Raw genomic sequence first — 17,630 nt, forward strand, 5'->3', positions numbered from 1 at the left:
CGCCGGGGTTAATTATTATGATCAAGGTCGGATTGACAGGCGGTATCGGTTCGGGAAAGTCGACGGTCGCCGCCATTTTCGAAACACTCGGGATACCGGTGTCCTATGCCGATGACGAAGCAAAGCGGCTGATGAACGAAGACCCCGGGCTCCGGGCGGCCATCAGCCGCGAATTCGGCGCCGAAGCCTATGCCGGCGGCACGCTGAACCGGAAATACCTGGCCGGATTGGTATTCAACGATCCCATAAAGCTGGAAACCCTGAATAACCTCGTACACCCGGTGACCATCCGGGAAGGGTCGCAATGGATGCGCGAGCAGGCCGCCCTTGGCCATCCCTACGCCATCCGCGAGGCCGCGCTCATCTTCGAAGCAAGAGGCGCGGGTAACCTCGATTTCGTGATTGGAGTATACGCTCCTTTGGCGCTTCGCATCCATCGGACGATGCAACGCGATCACATCAGCCGCGAAGCCGTTCAGCAGCGAATGCGCAACCAGATCGACGAGGAAATAAAGATGAAGCTTTGTGACGCCGTCATTCGCAATGACGAGCGGGAAGCAGTGATCCCGCAGGTGCTCGCCCTACACGAAAAACTCACTTCCCAAAGCCGCGGTAGCGGCTCTATTATTTGAGTTTCGCAAGAGCGTCCTTGATCCTTCCCCAGGCCTTCTCGATATTGCCCATACTGTTGGCAAACGAGAACCGCACACAGGCCGGCTCGCCAAATGCATCCCCCATCACCGAAGAGACATGGGCCGTATTCAGCAGGTACATGCTGAAGTCGGCGGAATTGGTGATCTTGTTGGCGCCGTCGGACTTCCCGTAATAATAGGACACATCGGGGAAGATATAGAAGGCGCCCTGGGGTTCGAAGCATTTGAGCCCGGGGATGGATTTTACGAGTTGCAGCGTGCGCTCACGGCGGGCGGTGAATTCCTTCACCATATCGAAGGACGGCGCCAGGTCGGCCGTCAGCGCCACTACCGCCGATTTCTGGGCGATGCTGTTGGTGCCGCTGGTGAACTGCCCCTGCAGTTTCTCACAGGCCTTGGCGATCTCAGGATTGGCAGCGATATAGCCAAGGCGCCAGCCTGTCATGGCAAAGCCCTTGCTCAGCCCGTTGATAATGATCACGCGATCCTTGATGTCGGCGAACTGCGCGATGCTTTCGTGCTTGCCGGTGAAGTTGATGTATTCGTAGATCTCATCCGAAAGGATGGCGACGTCGGGATGTTTGCGGAATACCGCCGCCAGCGCTTCCAGCTCCGGGCGGGTATAAACCGCTCCCGAAGGGTTACAGGGCGAGGAGAACAGGAAGGCCTTGGTCTTCGGAGTGATCGCCTTTTCCAGTTGAGCAGGCGTGATCTTGAAGCCGGCTTCGGTGGTAGTATGAACCTCCACCACCTTTCCCCGGGCGATCTTCACCAATTCGGAGTAGGTAACCCAGTACGGCGTAGGGATGATCACCTCGTCGCCTTCGTCCACCAGGGCAAGGATGATATTGGCCAGGCTCTGCTTGGCGCCGGTGCTGACGACGATGTTTTCGGGCTTGTAGTCCAGGTTATTATCCCGCTTGAACTTGACGCAAACAGCCTCACGGAGGTCGGCGTAGCCGGCAACGGGGGTATAGTGGCTCCAGTTGTCATCGATCGCCTTCTTCGCGGCTGCCTTGATATGATCGGGAGTATCGAAATCGGGTTCGCCAAGGCTCAGGTCGATGACATCGATGCCTTTTGCTCTCAATTCGCGGCCAAGCTTGGCCATTTTCAAGGTTTCCGGCTCTGCAAAGCGGGAAAGAAGAGATGATAACTGCATAGTATTCTAAAAAATGATCTATTTGGGCGGCGAAAGTACGAAAAAAGCGGCAGAAGGATTCAAAAAACCTATATTTGCCGTTCTAAAAAAAACAAACGAAACTTCCAATGAGAGCACTGGTAAGTATTTTTGCTGCTTTATTGATCATCATTTCCGCCTACCAGCTTTCCTTCACTTATTTCGTGAACAAACACGAATCGGCGATCGAAGCAAAGGCCAAAGCGCAGGTGTCGAGACTGTTTCCTCAGTCGGCTGCTCAAAAGTATCCCGGCAACAAAGAGGCGCAGGCCCTCTACCAGGATAGCATCGACATCGCGTTCAACGCCCGGAAGAAGAAATTGTTGGATAGCTCCAAAGATACAAAGATCACCCCCTGGGGCACCTCCTATCAAAAAGCCAAAGAAAACGAACTGCTGCTCGGTCTCGACCTGCAAGGCGGTATCAGCGTGACCATGGACGTAGCGCTGGACGGCCTTATCAAGGGCCTGGCAAACAACGCCCATGACCAGAAAATGCTCCAGGCTCTCAATACCGCCGTCCAACGGCGGCAAACCGAGAGCGGCAACCTGATCGATCTGTTCGCCGACTCCTACAAAAAGCAGAACCCAAACGATAAGTTAGCTCCCCTGTTCTCGAACAGTAACCGCAACAAGATCGGCTACGATGCCTCCGACGCTACCGTCCTCGCCTACCTGCACGAGCAGGCCAGCGCCGCGATGAAGCAAACCTACCTTATCCTCAACAATCGTATCAACCAGTTCGGCGTCGCCCAGCCCAATATCAACCTGGACGAAGCACACGGGATCATCTCGGTCGAGCTGGCCGGCGCCTCCGATCCGGACCGCGTCCGCAAATACCTTACTTCCACCGCCAACCTCCAGTTCTGGGAAGTATACAACATCGGGGAGCTGCAAACCTCGCTGATCAATGCCGATAAGGCGCTGCAAAACTATCTTAATGGAGTAAAAGCAGATACCACGGCCGGCGCCGATTCCACGAAACTGGCCGCCGACTCGGCCAAAAAGGACACGAGCCTGCTCGCCGCCAATAAGAACCCGCTCCTGGGTTCGCGGCATATCCAGTTCATCCCGCCCCAACAGGACCCCAAGACCGGTCAGCAGCGTTTCGACTCCCGGCTCGCGATCGTTCCCCTCACGGATACCGGTCTTATCAATAGCTACCTGAGCAACCCCGTCGTCCGCAACCAGTTCCCGCAGGACCTGCGTTTTGTCTGGGGCAAGCAACAGGCGGATGAGGACGGCAAGCTCAGCAACACGCTGGAACTCTATGCGATAAAGACCCTGCCGGGTACCGATAAGGCAAAGCTCGAGGGCTCGATCATCGAGAACGCCTCCCAGGACTTCGACCCCATCACCAGTGAGGTCGTCGTCGAAATGAGCATGAACAAACAGGCGGCGAAGGCCTGGGCCGATATGACCACCAAGAACGTAGGCAAACCCATCGCGATCGTCCTCGACAATATCGTCTACTCGGCGCCATATGTGAATGAACCCATCACGGGCGGCAGCTCGCGGATCACGATGGGGCATGGCCGCAGTTCCAACCAAAGCATCACCGAAGCGCAGGACCTTGCCAACATCCTGAAGTCAGGTAAAGTGGAGGCTCCGCCCAAGATCGTACAGGAACAGGTAGTCGGCCCTACCCTCGGCCGCGAAGCGGTAAATGGCGGTATGATGGCCTTCGGCATCTCCTTCCTGATCATCTTCCTGCTGATGCTGGTGTATTACAACACGGGCGGCTGGGTCGCCAACATCGCGCTGATCCTGAACCTGCTCTTTACCGTCGGCGTCCTCAGCGCCATACATGCCACCCTGACGGCCCCCGGTATCGCCGGCCTCGTTCTCACCGTGGGTATGGCCGTGGACACCAACGTTATCATCTTCGAACGTATAAAGGAAGAGCTTACGCGGGGCAAGAGCTATCCCCTGGCCGTGAAAGACGGTTACCGGCGCTCACTGGCGCCTGTGCTGGATGCCCACGTCACCACCATGCTGACCGCCCTGATCCTGTTCTATTTCGGTCTGGGTCCTGTCCTGGGCTTCGCAACCACACAGATCCTGGGTATCCTGCTTTCGCTGTTCTGCGGTATCCTCGTATCCCGCCTGGTGACCGACTTTTATACCAACAAGAACCGGCACTTCCAGTACTTTACCCCGCTTTCCCGGCGCATTTTCAAACATGCCGCCTTTAAGTTCATCGAATACCGGAAAGTCGCCTATGGCATCTCCGTCGTCGTGCTGATCCTCGGCGTCGGCTCCCTGATCCATGGTTTCCGCGAAGGCGTCGAATTCCAGGGCGGCCGCAGCTATATCGTCAATTTCCACAAACCGGTACAACCGGAGCAGGTCCGCGCGGCCCTGATAAAGGCGCTTCCCGGTACCAACCCCGAGATCAAGACCTATGGCGGCACCGAACAGCTCGAGATCACCACAGACTATATGGTCAAAGAGACCGGTCCCATCGCCGACTCCACCGTGCTGGCCACCACCTATAGCGGGTTGAAGACCTTCCTTCCGGAAGGCATCTCGTTCACCGAATTCAAGACCACCAAATACCTGCAGGGGAACGTAAAGGTCGAGCCCAGCATTTCCGAAGAGCTGAAGTCGGGCGCCATCAAAGCCACGATCTTCGCGCTGATCGTTATCTTCCTCTACATCTTCATCCGTTTCCGCGACTGGCGTTATTCGCTCGGTACGATCATCTCCCTGCTGCACGACGTCTTCGTGACGCTGGCGGTGTTCTCATTCTTCGGTAAGGGGAGTTTACTTCCCTTCACACTGGAGATCGACCAGCACTTTATCGCGGCGGTACTGACCGTCATCGGCTTCTCGATGAACGATACCGTCATCGTCTTTGACCGGATCCGCGAGAACAGCCATTTGATGAAGGGCGCCACCAACGCCGAGATCATCAACAAATCGGTCAACGATACCCTGAGCCGGACGATCATGACCAGCCTGACAGTGTTCCTGACGATCCTCATCCTGTTCCTGGTAGGCGGCGAAGTCACCCGCGGTTTCGCCTTCGCGATGCTGATCGGTGTCATCACCGGTACCTACTCTTCCATCTTCGTAGCGGCTCCGTTCCTCGTAGACTTTGCCAAGGGTCGTCCCCTGGGCGGAGAATCGAAGGACGCGGTAAAACCTGCAACGAAGACCACAAAAGCAACGGCATAACAAGAAAGTATAGCCCCATTAAAAAAGCCGCTCGAATGAGCGGCCTTTTTATTTAGTGATGATGTGGCCTCGCATGATGCACCGTGTGATGCCGATGGTAGTGATGCACCACCCGGCGATGATGAACGGGGCGACGATGCGACTGCGCCATCGTAAAACTTGTCATCCCAATAAAAAGGGCTGCGGCAAAAAGCAATTTCTTCATGTTCACGAATTTTTGCAAATGTATGGCTTAGTTCGCCTTCTTTGCCGGAGTAGTTTTTGCGGCCTCTTTATTGGCCTTATACCGCATGTCTGGAGTGCCATCCTTTTTCAGGGGACCGGCCGGCTTGGCTTTCGCAGCATCTTTGTTCGCCTTGTACCGCATATCGGGTGTACCGTCCTTTTTCGTGGGACCAGCCGCAGTGGTAGAAGTCGAGGTCTTCGCCGGTGTCGTAGCCGTAGTGGCCGGCTTCGTCTTGGCGTCTTTAGTCTTGGCGGGAGCCGTTTGAGCGAAGCTAAGGCCTACGCATGCAAACAACAGATTGACAATCAAAATGATCTTTTTCATAATCGGCATATTTTGAGAGTCAATTTAACGAAAAAGATCAGTTTTTATTGTTATATATTTGGCATTGACGTTTTAACCACTACTTAACCATAAATCGAATGCGCAAAGCCCAAACCTCAGCAATTTTGCATCCATGCGTTCATCAACCTTAAAATGGATCGTTCTCTCCGCCACCCTGCTCGCAGCCGTCGTGGTGACCGTCCAGCTCTACTGGTTGAAAAAGGTCTACTCATTCGAACAGCGGCAGTTCAACATCAACGTCGTCAAGAGCATCCGCGGTCTTTTTGAGGATCTCAAGATGAACGATGCGCCGGGTATCAGTCTCCAACAGCTGATCGACGCCCCGGACAACAACTATTTCACTTTCAAAGCCGATACCATCCCGCCAAAGGATTCCCTGGTGTTCAATATCCAGGTCGAATTCGCCAACTTCGGCGTCCTCACCGACTGCAAGCTTGGCGCCTATAGCTCGACGGAAAAAAAATTCGTCTACGAGGAGTTCATCCCGACCCCCGCTTCCCGCTACGCCGGCGTGAAGCCCCCAGCGCAGGAACTGCCCGTTTATGACAACACCAGGGGCTTTGACCATATCCTGCTGTATTTCCCCCATCGCCAGGAATATATCCTCGAACAGATGGATTTCTGGATCGTCAGCACCGTCATACTATTTCTGGCGCTGATCGGTCTTGCCGCCAGCCTGTTCTATTTCTACCGGCAGAAGTTCCTGGCGGAGATCCAGAAAGACTTCGTCAACAATTTCACCCACGAGTTCAAGACCCCGCTGGCCGTGATGAAGATCGCCGCCGACGTGCTTTCGCAGGAGTCCATCGTCCACCAGCCCGATCGGCTCGAACGTTATTCCGCCATCATCCGGAACCAGACGGAACACCTTCAAAGCCAGGTCGAACGGCTCCTTCGCGCCGCTTCCATCGAGTCCAGGGACCTTCCGATACGCAAGGAGGATGTCGACCCGCAGCTGCTGATCGAACAAGCCCTTGGAAAAGTGCAGCCGCTGATAGACCAGAAGCGGGCCAGGGTGGAAGTGAAGATCGACGACGGGACCGGCAACGGGCGGGTACACGCGGACCGGGCCCATCTCGAGCTGGCCGTCGTCAACCTGCTGGAGAACGCCCTGAAATACTCCCACGACCCCCATATCGTGGTCGAGACCGGACGCATGGAGGACGATTTCTTCATCTCCGTTAAAGACAACGGGGTCGGTATCGAGAGACAGTATCTGAAGAATATCTTCAAAAAGTTCTACCGGGTGCCCACCGGGGATATCCACGACGTAAAAGGTTTTGGCCTGGGTCTCAACTTCGTCAAACGGATCATCGATGCGCATAAAGGCAGGATCAGGGTCCATAGCCTGCCCGGCATCGGCACCGAATTTAGATTATTTATCCCCCTTAACTAAGATTATCTATGCAACAAGCGTCAAAAGTTAAAGTGTTATTGGCAGAAGACGATCTTTCCCTCGGATATGTCATCAAGGATAATTTGATCGACGCCGGTTACGAGGTAGTCCTGTGTCCCGATGGCCAGGCCGCCATCGAAAAGTTCGATAAGGACGAATTCGGCATCTGTCTGCTCGACGTCATGATGCCCAATAAGGATGGATTTGCGGTGGCCAAAAAGATCCGCCAGCAAAGCGATATGGTGCCCATCCTGTTCCTGACGGCCCGCTCGATGGAAGAGGACAAGATCAAGGGGTTCCAAAGCGGTGCCGACGACTATATCACCAAGCCCTTCAGCATCCAGGAGCTGCTGATGCGCATGGAGGTCTTCCTGCGGCGCACCCGGAAGATGCATTCGGAGCGGTCGGTGACATTCACCATCGGCCGGCTCAATTTCTCCTATACCGATCTGAAACTGATCATCGGCAAGGATATCTTCAACCTTACCCAAAAGGAGGCCGATCTCCTCAAATTCCTATGCGAACACTCCAACCGCATCCTGAAAAGAGAAGAGGTACTCCTCAATGTCTGGGGCAAGGACGATTATTTCCTCGGCCGGAGCATGGATGTTTTCATCACCAAGTTGCGGAAGTATTTCAAGGCCGATCCTCAGGTGAACCTCGAGACCATCCACGGAGTGGGATTCCGCTTCAACACTCCACAGGACTGAGCCGCATTCTTCAGTTTTTTTTGCCATATGTTCACATCCAGGGGGCCGGTTAACCCCTGATTAACATATTAATAAAATACTTTTGCACACTAAAAAAACGTTCGCTGAACCTATGCATAAGAAGTGGCTCTATCTCCTTCTCGGACTTTGTCTCTTCGACGCCCCCGCGATGGCGCAACCCCGGCAGGACACCCTGCATCTGCCGCTGGCCGCAGCCGAGAAAATGTTTCTCGACAGCAATCTTCAGCTCCTCGCGTCGCGATACAATATCAGCGCCAACCAGGCGCTGGTGATCCAGGCCCGGCTCTGGCCCAACCCGAATTTCCAGATCAACCAGGGACTGTATTCCGGGCAGTTGAAACAATGGTTCCCCAATCAAACCTCCGTGGGAGTGTCCCAGCTGATCCTGCTGGCCGGCAAACGCAACAAGCAGATCCAACTGGCCCAGGAAACGGCCCATTTGTCGGAATACCAGTTTTTCGATCTCATGCGTACGTTGAAGTATACCCTGCGCACCGACTTCTTCCAGATCTATTACCTGCAGGAGTCCGCCCGGGTCTATGACGAAGAGATAAAGGCCCTGAGCCAGGTCGTGAAAGCATTCTCGGAGCAACAGGGCAAGGGATATATCTCAGAGAAAGAGGTCGTGCGGATCAAGGCGCAACTGTACAGCTTTCAAAGCGAGTACAGCCAGTTGATCAACCAGATCAACACCACCCAAAGCGAGTTGCGGCTGGTATTGCAGGCCAGGCCCAATTTCTACATCGATCCGCAGGTGGATTCCATGGCCCTGACCCGGCTCGACCCGGGTCAATATTCGCTGACGCAGCTGATCGACTCCGCCTATCACAACCGCAGCGATCTGCAGATTGCCCGGACCAACAACCGGATCAACCAATTGAACTACAACTACCAGAGATCTTTGGCGGTGCCAGACCTGACCCTGAATCTCGGTTATGACCATGCAGGCAGCTTCCTGACCGATTATTACGGCATCGGCGCTTCGATCGATCTGCCTTTCTTCAACCGCAACCAGGGCAATATTAAAAGCTCCAAACTGCAGATAGCGAACTCGGAGGCCACCCAACGCAGCATCCAGGCGACGGTGGAAGAGAATGTCACCAACTCGCTGCAACGGGCTTTTGCACAGCAAAAGCTGTTCGGCACTGTCGATCCCAAATTCTTCAACGACTTCCAGCGGCTGATGCATGAAATGCTGATCAACTACCAAAAGCGGAATATCAACATCCTGGAGTTCCTCGATTTCTACGATTCGTACAAACAAAATACGTTGCAGCTGAACACCATCGGGTTCAACCGGGTCAGCGCTTTTGAAGATATCAATTTTTACACCGGAACGAATTTCTTCAACTAACACCAATATGCAAAAGAGCTTTATCAACGGTCATCTCTTCCTCTCTTCCCTTTTGGCAGCCGGAGTCGTGCTGTTTGCGTCCTGCGGCTCACAGGAGCAAAAGCCCGCCCCAGACAAAGAAAAATACGTGCTTCCGGATACCATCGCCAGGAACCTGAAGATCGACACGGTGACCATCTCGCAGCTGGTGAACTCGATCACCCTTACCGGGAAAGTGGGCTCGGACGAAGACCATGTGGTGCCTGTCAATTCCATGGTCAGCGGGATCATCTCCGATGTAAAGGTCATGCTGGGGGATTATGTGAAGGCAGGACAGACCCTTGCGGTCGTAAGAAGCTCCGAGATCGCCGGCTATAGTAACGATCTCGTCAACGCGGAGACCAATCTCCGGCTGGCCCAGACCAATCTCCAGAAGACCAGGGACCTCTATAAATCCGGTCTCGCCTCGATGACCGATTCGCTGAACGCGGAGATCACCGTTCAACAGGCCCGGTCCGAGCTTAACCGGGTCCATGCCGTGTTGACCATCAATGGCGCCGGCAGCCAGGGCGACTTCGTCGTAAAGGCCCCGATCAGCGGGTTCATCGTCCAGAAGTCCGCGATCAACAACATGGCCATGCGTGCCGACAACAGCGCCAGCCTGTTCACCATCTCCGATCTCAAGACGGTCTGGATCCAGGCCAATGTCTACGAGTCCAATATCAGCCTGATCCACCAGGGCGAGAATGTCGACGTCACTACCCTCGCCTACCCCGGACGCGTGTTCAGGGGGCGCATCGATAAGGTCATGAACGTCCTCGATCCTTCCAGCAAGGTCATGAAGGTTCGGGTCGTGCTGCCCAACCCGGACTATGTGCTGAAGCCGGAAATGTATGCCAGCATCACCGTCGCCGACAAAGAGAACGCCAAATGCCTCAGCGTTCCGTCACAGGCCCTGATCTTCGATCACAGCCAGTATTATGTCTTAGTCTACAACTCCAAAACTGATATCAAAATTACTCCTGTACAGGTCCTCAATTCGGTCGGCGACCGGACTTATATCGCATCGGGCGTCAGTGACGGCGACAAGGTCGTCGGCTCCCAGGCGATATTGATCTATAATGCGCTGAACAGCTAGCCGGGCGCGCAAGACCATACCGTTTTAATATTAAAACTATTTAGAAGATGAATAAGCTTCTCAGGAGTATTATTGCCTTTTCTTTAAAGAACCGTTACTTCATTTTCTTCTGTACAGCCCTTTTATTGGCATCGGGGATCGTCACGTTCCGGAACATGCCCATCGAGGCCTTCCCGGATGTGACCAATACGGAGATCAGCATCATCACCCAATGGCCGGGACGTAGCGCGGAGGAAGTGGAGAAGTTCATCACCATCCCGATCGAGATCGCGATGAACCCGGTACAGCAGAAGATCAGCCTTCGGAGTACCAGCATCTTCGGGCTCTCCTATGTGAAGCTGATCTTCGAAGACGGCGTGATGGACAGGGACGCCCGCAACCAGGTGAATTCGTTGCTGGCCAATGTCACCCTGCCGGAAAGCATTCAGCCACAGGTGCAACCGCCGACAGGACCCACGGGGGAGATCTTCCGCTATACGCTGAAGAGCAGCATCCGCGATGACCGGGAGCTGAAAACGATCCAGGACTGGGTCATCGACCGCCAGCTGCGCGCCGTGCCCGGGGTCGCCGATATCGTCAGCTTTGGCGGCCGGGTCAAGACCTACGAGATACAGGTGGACCCGGGAAAGCTGACCAACCTGGGGATCACCCCGCTGGACGTCTATTCGGCCGTCCAGAAAAGCAACATCAATATCGGCGGCGACTTCATCGTCCGGAATAACCAGGCCTATGTAGTGCGGGGGATCGGGTTGCTGAACGATATCAACGAGATCCGAAATATCATCGTCACGAATACCAACGACATACCTGTTCTCGTAAAGGATGTGGCGGAGGTGAAGTTATCCAATCTGCCGCGCCTCGGGCATGTAGGGCGGGCGGATCATGTCACCGACTCCGCAGGACGCGTGACGGTCGAAGACCAGGATGATGTCGTCGAGGCCATCATCATAATGCGCAAAGGCGAGAACCCCACCCAGGTAGTACAGGCAGTGAAGAAAAAGATCGACAAACTGAACGACGCCGTACTGCCGAAGGACACGCATATCGTGCCCTATTACGATCGGGAGAACCTCATCCACTACGCCACGCATACCGTGCTGCACAACCTCGTAGAAGGTATCCTGCTGGTCACTCTGCTCGTGTCGGTCTTTATGTTCAACTGGCGGACCACGCTGATCGTGTCGATCATCATTCCGCTGTCGCTGCTCTTCGCCTTTATCTGTCTCCATCTCATGGGCATGAGCGCCAACCTGCTTTCACTGGGCGCCGTGGACTTTGGGATCATCATCGACGGCGCCGTGGTTATGGTCGAGGGGATGTTCGTGATCCTGGACCACGAGGCGCGCGAGGCCGGCATGGAGCGGTTCAACAAGATGGCAAAAATGGGGCTGATCAAAAAGAATGGCGCCCAGCTCGGCAAAGCCATCTTCTTTGCCAAACTGATCATCATCACCGGTCTGATGCCCATCTTCGCCTTCCAGAAGGTAGAAGGAAAGCTGTTCTCGCCGCTGGCCTATACGCTTGGGTTCGCACTCCTGGGCGCGCTGATCACGACCCTGACGCTGGTGCCGGTGCTGATCAATGTCCTGTTACGAAAGAACGTACATGAAAAACATAATCCCATCGTCCACTTTTTGACGGGGCTGATGGTCCGTGGGTTCGTCTTTCACTGGAAACACAAGAAGGCGACGATCGCCGTCGCCTTCTTAATCATCATCGCCGGGTTCTATGCCTTTTCCCTGCTGGGCACCGAATTCCTTCCCGAGCTGGACGAAGGCGCCATCTGGCTTCGCGCCCAGCTGCCCTATAGCGCTTCGCTGGACCAATCGGTGGAGGTGGCGCGCCAGGTACGGAAGATCGTCATGGAGTTCCCGCAGGTAAAGACCATTGCCTCGCAAACGGGACGGCCCGATGATGGCACCGATGTGACCGGATTTTACAACAACGAATTCGATATCATCCTCCATCCCGAAGAGGATTGGAAGCCCCATATCACAAAAGATGAACTCATCGATTCGATGAACAAACGGCTGTCCGTCATCCCCGGCGTCGATTGGAACTTCTCGCAGCCCATCAGCGATAACATCGAAGAGGCGGTATCGGGCGTAAAAGGCTCCATCTGCGTCAAGGTCTTCGGCGACTCGCTCAATTACATGGAGTCGAAGGTGCAACAGGTGTATGATATCCTGAAGACCGTCCGGGGCATTGAAGACCTGGGTGTCATCCGCAATATCGGTCAGCCCGAGCTGGATATCGATCTCGATCAGCAGCGGATGGCCCTTTATGGCGTTGCCACCGCCGACGCCAACGCGGTCATCGAAATGGCCATCGGCGGCAAGGCCGCCAGTACCCTGCATGAAGACATAAAGCTCTTCGACATACGCGTCCGCTATCCCGAAGCTTTCCGCATGACGGTGGACGATATCGGCAACCTTCTCGTGCCCTCGCAGAATGGGTCCAGGGTGGCCCTCCGGGAGATCGCGACCATCACGCCGAAGACGGGCCCCTGTCTTATCTTCCGGGATGACAACGAGCGGTATTCGGCGCTCAAGTTCTCGGTCCGCGGCCGCGACATGGGTAGCACCATCTCCGAAGCACAGGAGAAAGTCAATAAGGCCGTGACGGTTAAAAAAGGCTATGACATGGTCTGGCAGGGGGACTTCGAGAATCAGCAACGGGCGACCAAACGCCTCGAACAGGTGGTGCCCATCAGCCTGCTGCTGATCTTTATCCTGCTGTTCGTCATGTTCGGCAACCTTAAGGATGCCGGGCTGGTCTTCCTCAACGTGCCGTTCGCCATCGTGGGCGGGGTCATCGCCCTGCATGTGACAGCCACGAATTTCAGTATCTCCGCGGGCATCGGCTTCATCGCGCTGTTTGGCATCTGTATACAGGACGGGGTGCTGCTGATCACCGTCTTTAAACACAACCTCGAGCATATGCGAAATCAAAGCAACACCTTGTACACGGCCATCAAGCTTGGGGTGAGCTCCCGCATCCGGCCGGTGATGATGACCGCGCTGATGGCCGCCATCGGCCTCTTTCCCGCGGCGGTCTCCCACGGCATCGGCTCGGAGAGCAGCCGGCCCCTGGCCCGCGTCGTCATAGGAGGGATCCTATGTGCGATGATCTTCTCGCTGCTCGTATTCCCGCTGATCTTCGCCTGGGCCTATAGAAAAACGTTCAGGGAGGAACGTTTTTCTATATCTTAGAGCATGCAATTGAAAAAATATTGCCTGTCGGTTGCCCTCTCCCTGCTGGTTTTGTCCTCCGCCCGGGCGCAGGACTTCTTCAAACGCTCCCCTACCTACAATCCCGGTCGTGTCAACAGCACCATCATCGTGGAATCCGCGATCGGCGTCGCGGTGACCATCGGGCTCAACTATCTCTGGTATAAGAAATTTCCCCACGGCAAATTCCACTATTTCAACGATAATGGCGAATGGCTGCAGGTCGATAAGGTCGGCCATGCCGCCACCGCCTATAACATCGCCGCCATCCAGACCGATCTCCTCCGCTGGGGTGGCGTCCGTCCAGGCACCGCCGCGCTTATCGGCACCGCCACCGCGCTGAGCTTTCTATCCATGATCGAGATCATGGACGGTCATTCCGCCCACTGGGGGTTCTCCAAAGGAGACATGTTCGCCAATATGGCGGGCTGTCTGCTCTTCGAAGGCCAACACCTGATGTGGGGGGAACAGCGCATCAGCCTGAAATTTTCTTACCACGGCACGATCTTTCCCAAATACTATCCCGCCGAGCTGGGCGCCAATCTTCCACAGCGAATGCTGAAGGACTACAACGGCCAATCTTACTGGCTATCCTTCAATATCGCCTCTTTTCTCCCGGCGTCCAGCAACTTCCCGCGATGGCTCAATGTCTCGGCCGGCTATGGCGCGGAGGGGATGATCGGCGCCTTTAAGAATCCTACGGAGGTCAACGGCCGGACCATCCCGGAATTCCGGCGGTACCGGCAATGGTATCTTTCCTTCGACACGGACCTCTATCGCATCGACGGGCTTTCGCCATTGACCTCTACCCTGCTGGAAGTGAACAGGACCTTCAAAACACCCGCCCCGGCCCTTGAATGGAATGCCGTAAAAGGTCTTCAATTCCACCCCTTTTACTATTGATTTGTTAATGGCCCGAAATTCCCCCGGCGCGGCTTAACCAGCGCTTAACTTTTGATTAACTTGCCGCAGTTAAATTTACCGGATGAACAAGGTCTTCAAAGGCATCTTAGCTTTCTCTTTAAAGAACAAATATTTCGTCTTCTTCGCTACCCTCCTACTGGTCATCTACGGCGTCATCACGTTCAAGAACATGCCGATCGAGGCATTTCCGGATGTCACAAATACCGAGATCACGATCATCACGCAGTGGCCGGGCCGCAGCGCCGAGGAGGTGGAGAAATTTGTGACGATCCCGATCGAGCTGGCGATGAACCCTGTTCAACGAAAGACGAGTCTGCGGAGCACGACGATATTCGGTCTTTCGGTGGTGAAACTGATTTTCGATGACGACGTGCAGGACTCCTACGCGCGCCAGCAGGTCAATAGCCTGCTTCATAATGCCGATCTTCCCGAAAATGTGGACCCGGATGTACAGCCGCCGACCGGTCCTACGGGTGAGGTATTCCGTTATACGCTCGAAAGCAACTTCCGGGACTCGCGCGAGCTGAAGACCCTTCAGGACTGGGTGGTGGATCGCGAACTTCGCTCCGTGCCCGGCGTAGCAGATATCGTCAGCTTCGGCGGAAAGGTAAAGACCTACGAGATCCAGGTGAACCCGCTGGTGTTGAACAACCTCGGCATCACCCCACTGGATGTTTACAACGCCGTCAGCAAGAGCAATATCAATATCGGCGGCGACGTCATCAAAAAGAACTCCCAGGCCTATGTCGTCCGCGGCATCGGTCTGCTGAACGATATCAACGAGATCCGAAACATCATCGTCGAGGACAACAACGGTATTCCCGTGCTGGTAAAGGATGTCGCCGACGTACAGATATCCAATCTTCCGCGGCTCGGTGAAGTCGGCCGAACCGATGGCATCGACAGCGCGGGACAACCGCGTAAATACCGGAACAACCCCGATGCGGTGGAAGGCATCGTGCTGATGCGCAAGGGCGAGAACCCCGATCATGTCATCCAGGGGATCAAAACGGCCGTTAGCCGGTTGAACACCCGTATCCTGCCGGCCGACACCAAATTGAACTCCTTCTACAACCGGGAAGACCTCATCAAATACGCCACCCACACTGTCCTGCACAACCTCGTGGAAGGGATCGTGCTGGTGACCCTGGTCGTGTCGCTGTTCATGTTCAACTGGCGGACTACGCTGATCGTCTCGATCATCATCCCCCTCTCCCTGCTCTTTTCCTTTATCTGTCTCAATTATATGGGGATGTCGGCCAACCTCCTTTCACTCGGCGCCATCGACTTCGGGATCATCATCGACGGTGCCGTGATCATGGTGGAAGGCCTGTTCGTGGTGCTCGATAAACGGGCGCACGAAGTGGGGATGGAACGATTCAACCACCTGTCCAAGCTCGGTATCATCCGCCGTCGCGGCGGAGAACTGGCCAAGGCGATCTTCTTTACCAAGATCATCATCATCACCGCACTGCTGCCCATCTTCTCCTTCCAAAAGGTCGAAGGAAAGCTTTTCTCTCCCCTGGCCTATACCCTTGGCTTCGCGCTGCTGGGCGCACTGATCTTTACGCTGACCCTGGTACCCGTGCTGGTCAATGTGCTGCTGCGCAGGAACGTGAAGGAAAAGCACAATCCCATCGTGCATTTCCTCACCGCCATTATTATGGCGATCTTCAAATTCAATTTCAAAAATAAACGGCTCTGCCTGATCGTCACCACGGTGATCATCGCCATCGGGCTGTATGCATTCAAATTCCTCGGCACCGAGTTCCTGCCCGAGCTGAATGAAGGTTCTATCTGGGTCCGGGCGACACTGCCCTATAGCATCTCGCTCGACACCTCGATGGCCAAGGCCGAACAGATGCGGGCGATCATGATCAGGTTCCCGCAGGTGCGGCGCATCATGTCGCAAACCGGCCGGCCGGATGACGGAACGGATGTAGCGGGCTTCTACAATAACGAGTTCGGCGTATCGCTCTATCCACAGGAAGAGTGGAACCCCAAAATAAGCAAAGAAGAGCTGATCGATACGATGAGCAAGGCCCTTTCGGTGATCCCGGGCGCCGATCTTAACTTCTCGCAGCCCATCATGGACAACGTGGAGGAGGCGGTATCCGGCGTAAAGGGCTCCATCTGCGTGAAGGTCTACGGCGACTCGCTGGACTATATGGAAGAGCAGTCGACCAAAGTATATAACGTCCTTAAGAAGATCGAAGGGATCGATGATCTCGGGGTGATCCGCAATATCGGCCAGCCCGAACTGGACATCGATCTGAATCAAAGTAAGATGGCCTTGTACGGCGTCTCCACGGCCGATGCCAACGCCGTTATCGAGATGGCGATCGGCGGCAAGGCGGTGACCCAGTTGTATGAAGGGATCCGCAAATTCGATATCCGCATCCGGTTCCCGGAACAGTTCCGCATGACCCAGGACGATATCGGCAACCTGCTGGTGCCGACCCTCAGCGGCGCCAAGGTCCCCGTGCATGAGATCGCAACGATCACGCAAAAGACCGGCCCCTGTTTGATCTTCCGCGACGATAACCGCCGTTATTCGGCCGTCAAGTTCTCGGTCCGGGGCCGGGACATGGGCAGCGCCATCGCCGAGGCCCAACAAAAAGTGGACCAGGTGATCTCGCTGAAGCGGGGCTATTCGATGGTCTGGCAGGGGGATTTTGAGAACCAGCAACGAGCCTCCAAACGGCTGGCGCAGGTGGTGCCCATCAGCCTTTTACTGATCTTTTTACTGCTGTTCGTCATGTTCGGCAATCTCAAGGACGCCGGGCTGGTCTTCCTCAACGTCCCCACAGCCGTCGTCGGGGGCATTCTCGCCCTGCTGATCACCGGCACCAATTTCAGCATCTCCGCGGGTATCGGCTTTATCGCCCTTTTTGGTATCTGTATCCTCACCGGGGTGCTGCTGATCACCGCGTTCAAACGGAATCTCGAATTGATCAAACATAGTGAAAGTCCCCTGTATACCTCCATCAAGCTCGGCGTGAACGAGCTGATCCGGCCGGTCATGATGACCGCCCTGATGGCGACCATTGGCCTGCTGCCGGCGGCGATCAGTACAGGCATCGGCTCGGAGAGCAGCCGCCCCCTGGCCCGTGTGGTCATCGGCGGACTGATCTGCGCGACCGTGTTCTCGCTGCTCGTCTTCCCGCTGGTGTTCTTCTGGTCCTACCGGAAGGTGGACACGGTACATACAAAAGAGGGATAAAATAATAAATGCGGCTCCGGTCGCGTTCCCCGGAGCGCGATAGCGCACCGGACATCATGAAAAAAAACGCTG

The 17,630-nt window shown here is 55.2% G+C and carries 12 protein-coding genes; 9 read left to right on the plus strand and 3 right to left on the minus strand.

Features of this window, described 5'->3' with window-relative positions:
* Positions 1-17: 17 nt before the first annotated feature.
* The gene (coaE, locus tag VHE34_RS15905) at positions 18-632 is read left to right on the plus strand and encodes a dephospho-CoA kinase (RefSeq protein WP_325589680.1); all 615 of its coding nucleotides are present in this window, start codon (positions 18-20) and stop codon (positions 630-632) included.
* On the opposite strand, the gene VHE34_RS15910 is transcribed toward coaE, so the two are convergent.
* On the minus strand, positions 625-1,764 hold the full coding sequence (locus tag VHE34_RS15910; protein WP_325589682.1) for a pyridoxal phosphate-dependent aminotransferase: 1,140 nt from the start codon (positions 1,762-1,764) through the stop codon (positions 625-627). The two genes, coaE and VHE34_RS15910, sit on opposite strands and share 8 nt — an antisense overlap.
* A gap of 158 nt (positions 1,765-1,922) precedes the next feature.
* Here VHE34_RS15910 and secDF point away from each other — a divergent pair, with 158 nt between their 5' ends.
* Positions 1,923-5,012 carry a protein translocase subunit SecDF gene (gene secDF, locus VHE34_RS15915; protein ID WP_325589684.1) on the plus strand — a complete coding sequence of 1,030 codons (3,090 nt, stop codon included), beginning with the start codon at positions 1,923-1,925 and terminating at the stop codon, positions 5,010-5,012.
* Positions 5,013-5,064: 52 nt separating this feature from the next.
* Here the strand turns inward: secDF and VHE34_RS15920 are convergent, their stop codons facing one another.
* The gene (locus VHE34_RS15920; RefSeq protein WP_325589686.1) at positions 5,065-5,217 is read right to left on the minus strand and encodes a hypothetical protein; all 153 of its coding nucleotides are present in this window, start codon (positions 5,215-5,217) and stop codon (positions 5,065-5,067) included.
* 27 nt (positions 5,218-5,244) lie between these two features.
* Positions 5,245-5,562: a hypothetical protein gene (locus VHE34_RS15925; protein ID WP_325589688.1), complete on the minus strand. Its 318-nt coding sequence runs from the start codon at positions 5,560-5,562 to the stop codon at positions 5,245-5,247.
* 133 nt (positions 5,563-5,695) lie between these two features.
* Here VHE34_RS15925 and VHE34_RS15930 point away from each other — a divergent pair, with 133 nt between their 5' ends.
* The 7 genes from VHE34_RS15930 (at position 5,696) to VHE34_RS15960 (ending at position 17,558) form a co-directional block, all read left to right on the plus strand.
* Positions 5,696-6,979, plus strand: a complete 1,284-nt coding sequence (locus VHE34_RS15930; RefSeq protein WP_325589690.1) for a HAMP domain-containing sensor histidine kinase — start codon at positions 5,696-5,698, stop codon at positions 6,977-6,979.
* Positions 6,980-6,987: 8 nt separating this feature from the next.
* Complete coding sequence (locus VHE34_RS15935) at positions 6,988-7,689, plus strand: response regulator transcription factor (RefSeq protein ID WP_325589692.1); 702 nt, start codon at positions 6,988-6,990, stop codon at positions 7,687-7,689.
* Positions 7,690-7,801: 112 nt separating this feature from the next.
* On the plus strand, positions 7,802-9,064 hold the full coding sequence (locus VHE34_RS15940; protein WP_325589694.1) for a TolC family protein: 1,263 nt from the start codon (positions 7,802-7,804) through the stop codon (positions 9,062-9,064).
* Between the two features lie 7 nt (positions 9,065-9,071).
* Positions 9,072-10,181 (plus strand): efflux RND transporter periplasmic adaptor subunit, encoded by a 1,110-nt coding sequence (locus VHE34_RS15945; RefSeq protein ID WP_325589696.1) that lies wholly within the window; start codon positions 9,072-9,074, stop codon positions 10,179-10,181.
* A gap of 47 nt (positions 10,182-10,228) precedes the next feature.
* On the plus strand, positions 10,229-13,393 hold the full coding sequence (locus tag VHE34_RS15950) for a CusA/CzcA family heavy metal efflux RND transporter (protein WP_325589698.1): 3,165 nt from the start codon (positions 10,229-10,231) through the stop codon (positions 13,391-13,393).
* A 3-nt stretch (positions 13,394-13,396) separates the two neighbouring features.
* Positions 13,397-14,314, plus strand: coding sequence for a DUF2279 domain-containing protein (locus VHE34_RS15955; protein WP_325589700.1), 918 nt, complete (start codon positions 13,397-13,399; stop codon positions 14,312-14,314).
* Positions 14,315-14,396: 82 nt separating this feature from the next.
* The gene (locus VHE34_RS15960; protein ID WP_325589702.1) at positions 14,397-17,558 is read left to right on the plus strand and encodes a CusA/CzcA family heavy metal efflux RND transporter; all 3,162 of its coding nucleotides are present in this window, start codon (positions 14,397-14,399) and stop codon (positions 17,556-17,558) included.
* The last annotated feature ends 72 nt before the right edge of the window (positions 17,559-17,630 follow it).

Origin of the sequence: Puia sp., from assembly GCF_035546395.1 — a bacterium.
In the GTDB taxonomy this organism is placed as follows: Bacteria; Bacteroidota; Bacteroidia; order Chitinophagales; family Chitinophagaceae; genus Puia.

Excerpts from the sequence above, each read along its gene's own strand:
- coaE (WP_325589680.1), top strand. The coding sequence starts at position 18 with ATGATCAAGGTCGGATTGACAGGCGGTATCGGTTCGGGAAAGTCGACG.
- VHE34_RS15910 (WP_325589682.1), bottom strand. The coding sequence starts at position 1,764 with ATGGCCAAGCTTGGCCGCGAATTGAGAGCAAAAGGCATCGATGTCATC.
- secDF (WP_325589684.1), top strand. The coding sequence starts at position 1,923 with ATGAGAGCACTGGTAAGTATTTTTGCTGCTTTATTGATCATCATTTCC.
- VHE34_RS15920 (WP_325589686.1), bottom strand. The coding sequence starts at position 5,217 with ATGAAGAAATTGCTTTTTGCCGCAGCCCTTTTTATTGGGATGACAAGT.
- VHE34_RS15925 (WP_325589688.1), bottom strand. The coding sequence starts at position 5,562 with ATGAAAAAGATCATTTTGATTGTCAATCTGTTGTTTGCATGCGTAGGC.
- VHE34_RS15930 (WP_325589690.1), top strand. The coding sequence starts at position 5,696 with ATGCGTTCATCAACCTTAAAATGGATCGTTCTCTCCGCCACCCTGCTC.
- VHE34_RS15935 (WP_325589692.1), top strand. The coding sequence starts at position 6,988 with ATGCAACAAGCGTCAAAAGTTAAAGTGTTATTGGCAGAAGACGATCTT.
- VHE34_RS15940 (WP_325589694.1), top strand. The coding sequence starts at position 7,802 with ATGCATAAGAAGTGGCTCTATCTCCTTCTCGGACTTTGTCTCTTCGAC.
- VHE34_RS15945 (WP_325589696.1), top strand. The coding sequence starts at position 9,072 with ATGCAAAAGAGCTTTATCAACGGTCATCTCTTCCTCTCTTCCCTTTTG.
- VHE34_RS15950 (WP_325589698.1), top strand. The coding sequence starts at position 10,229 with ATGAATAAGCTTCTCAGGAGTATTATTGCCTTTTCTTTAAAGAACCGT.
- VHE34_RS15955 (WP_325589700.1), top strand. The coding sequence starts at position 13,397 with ATGCAATTGAAAAAATATTGCCTGTCGGTTGCCCTCTCCCTGCTGGTT.
- VHE34_RS15960 (WP_325589702.1), top strand. The coding sequence starts at position 14,397 with ATGAACAAGGTCTTCAAAGGCATCTTAGCTTTCTCTTTAAAGAACAAA.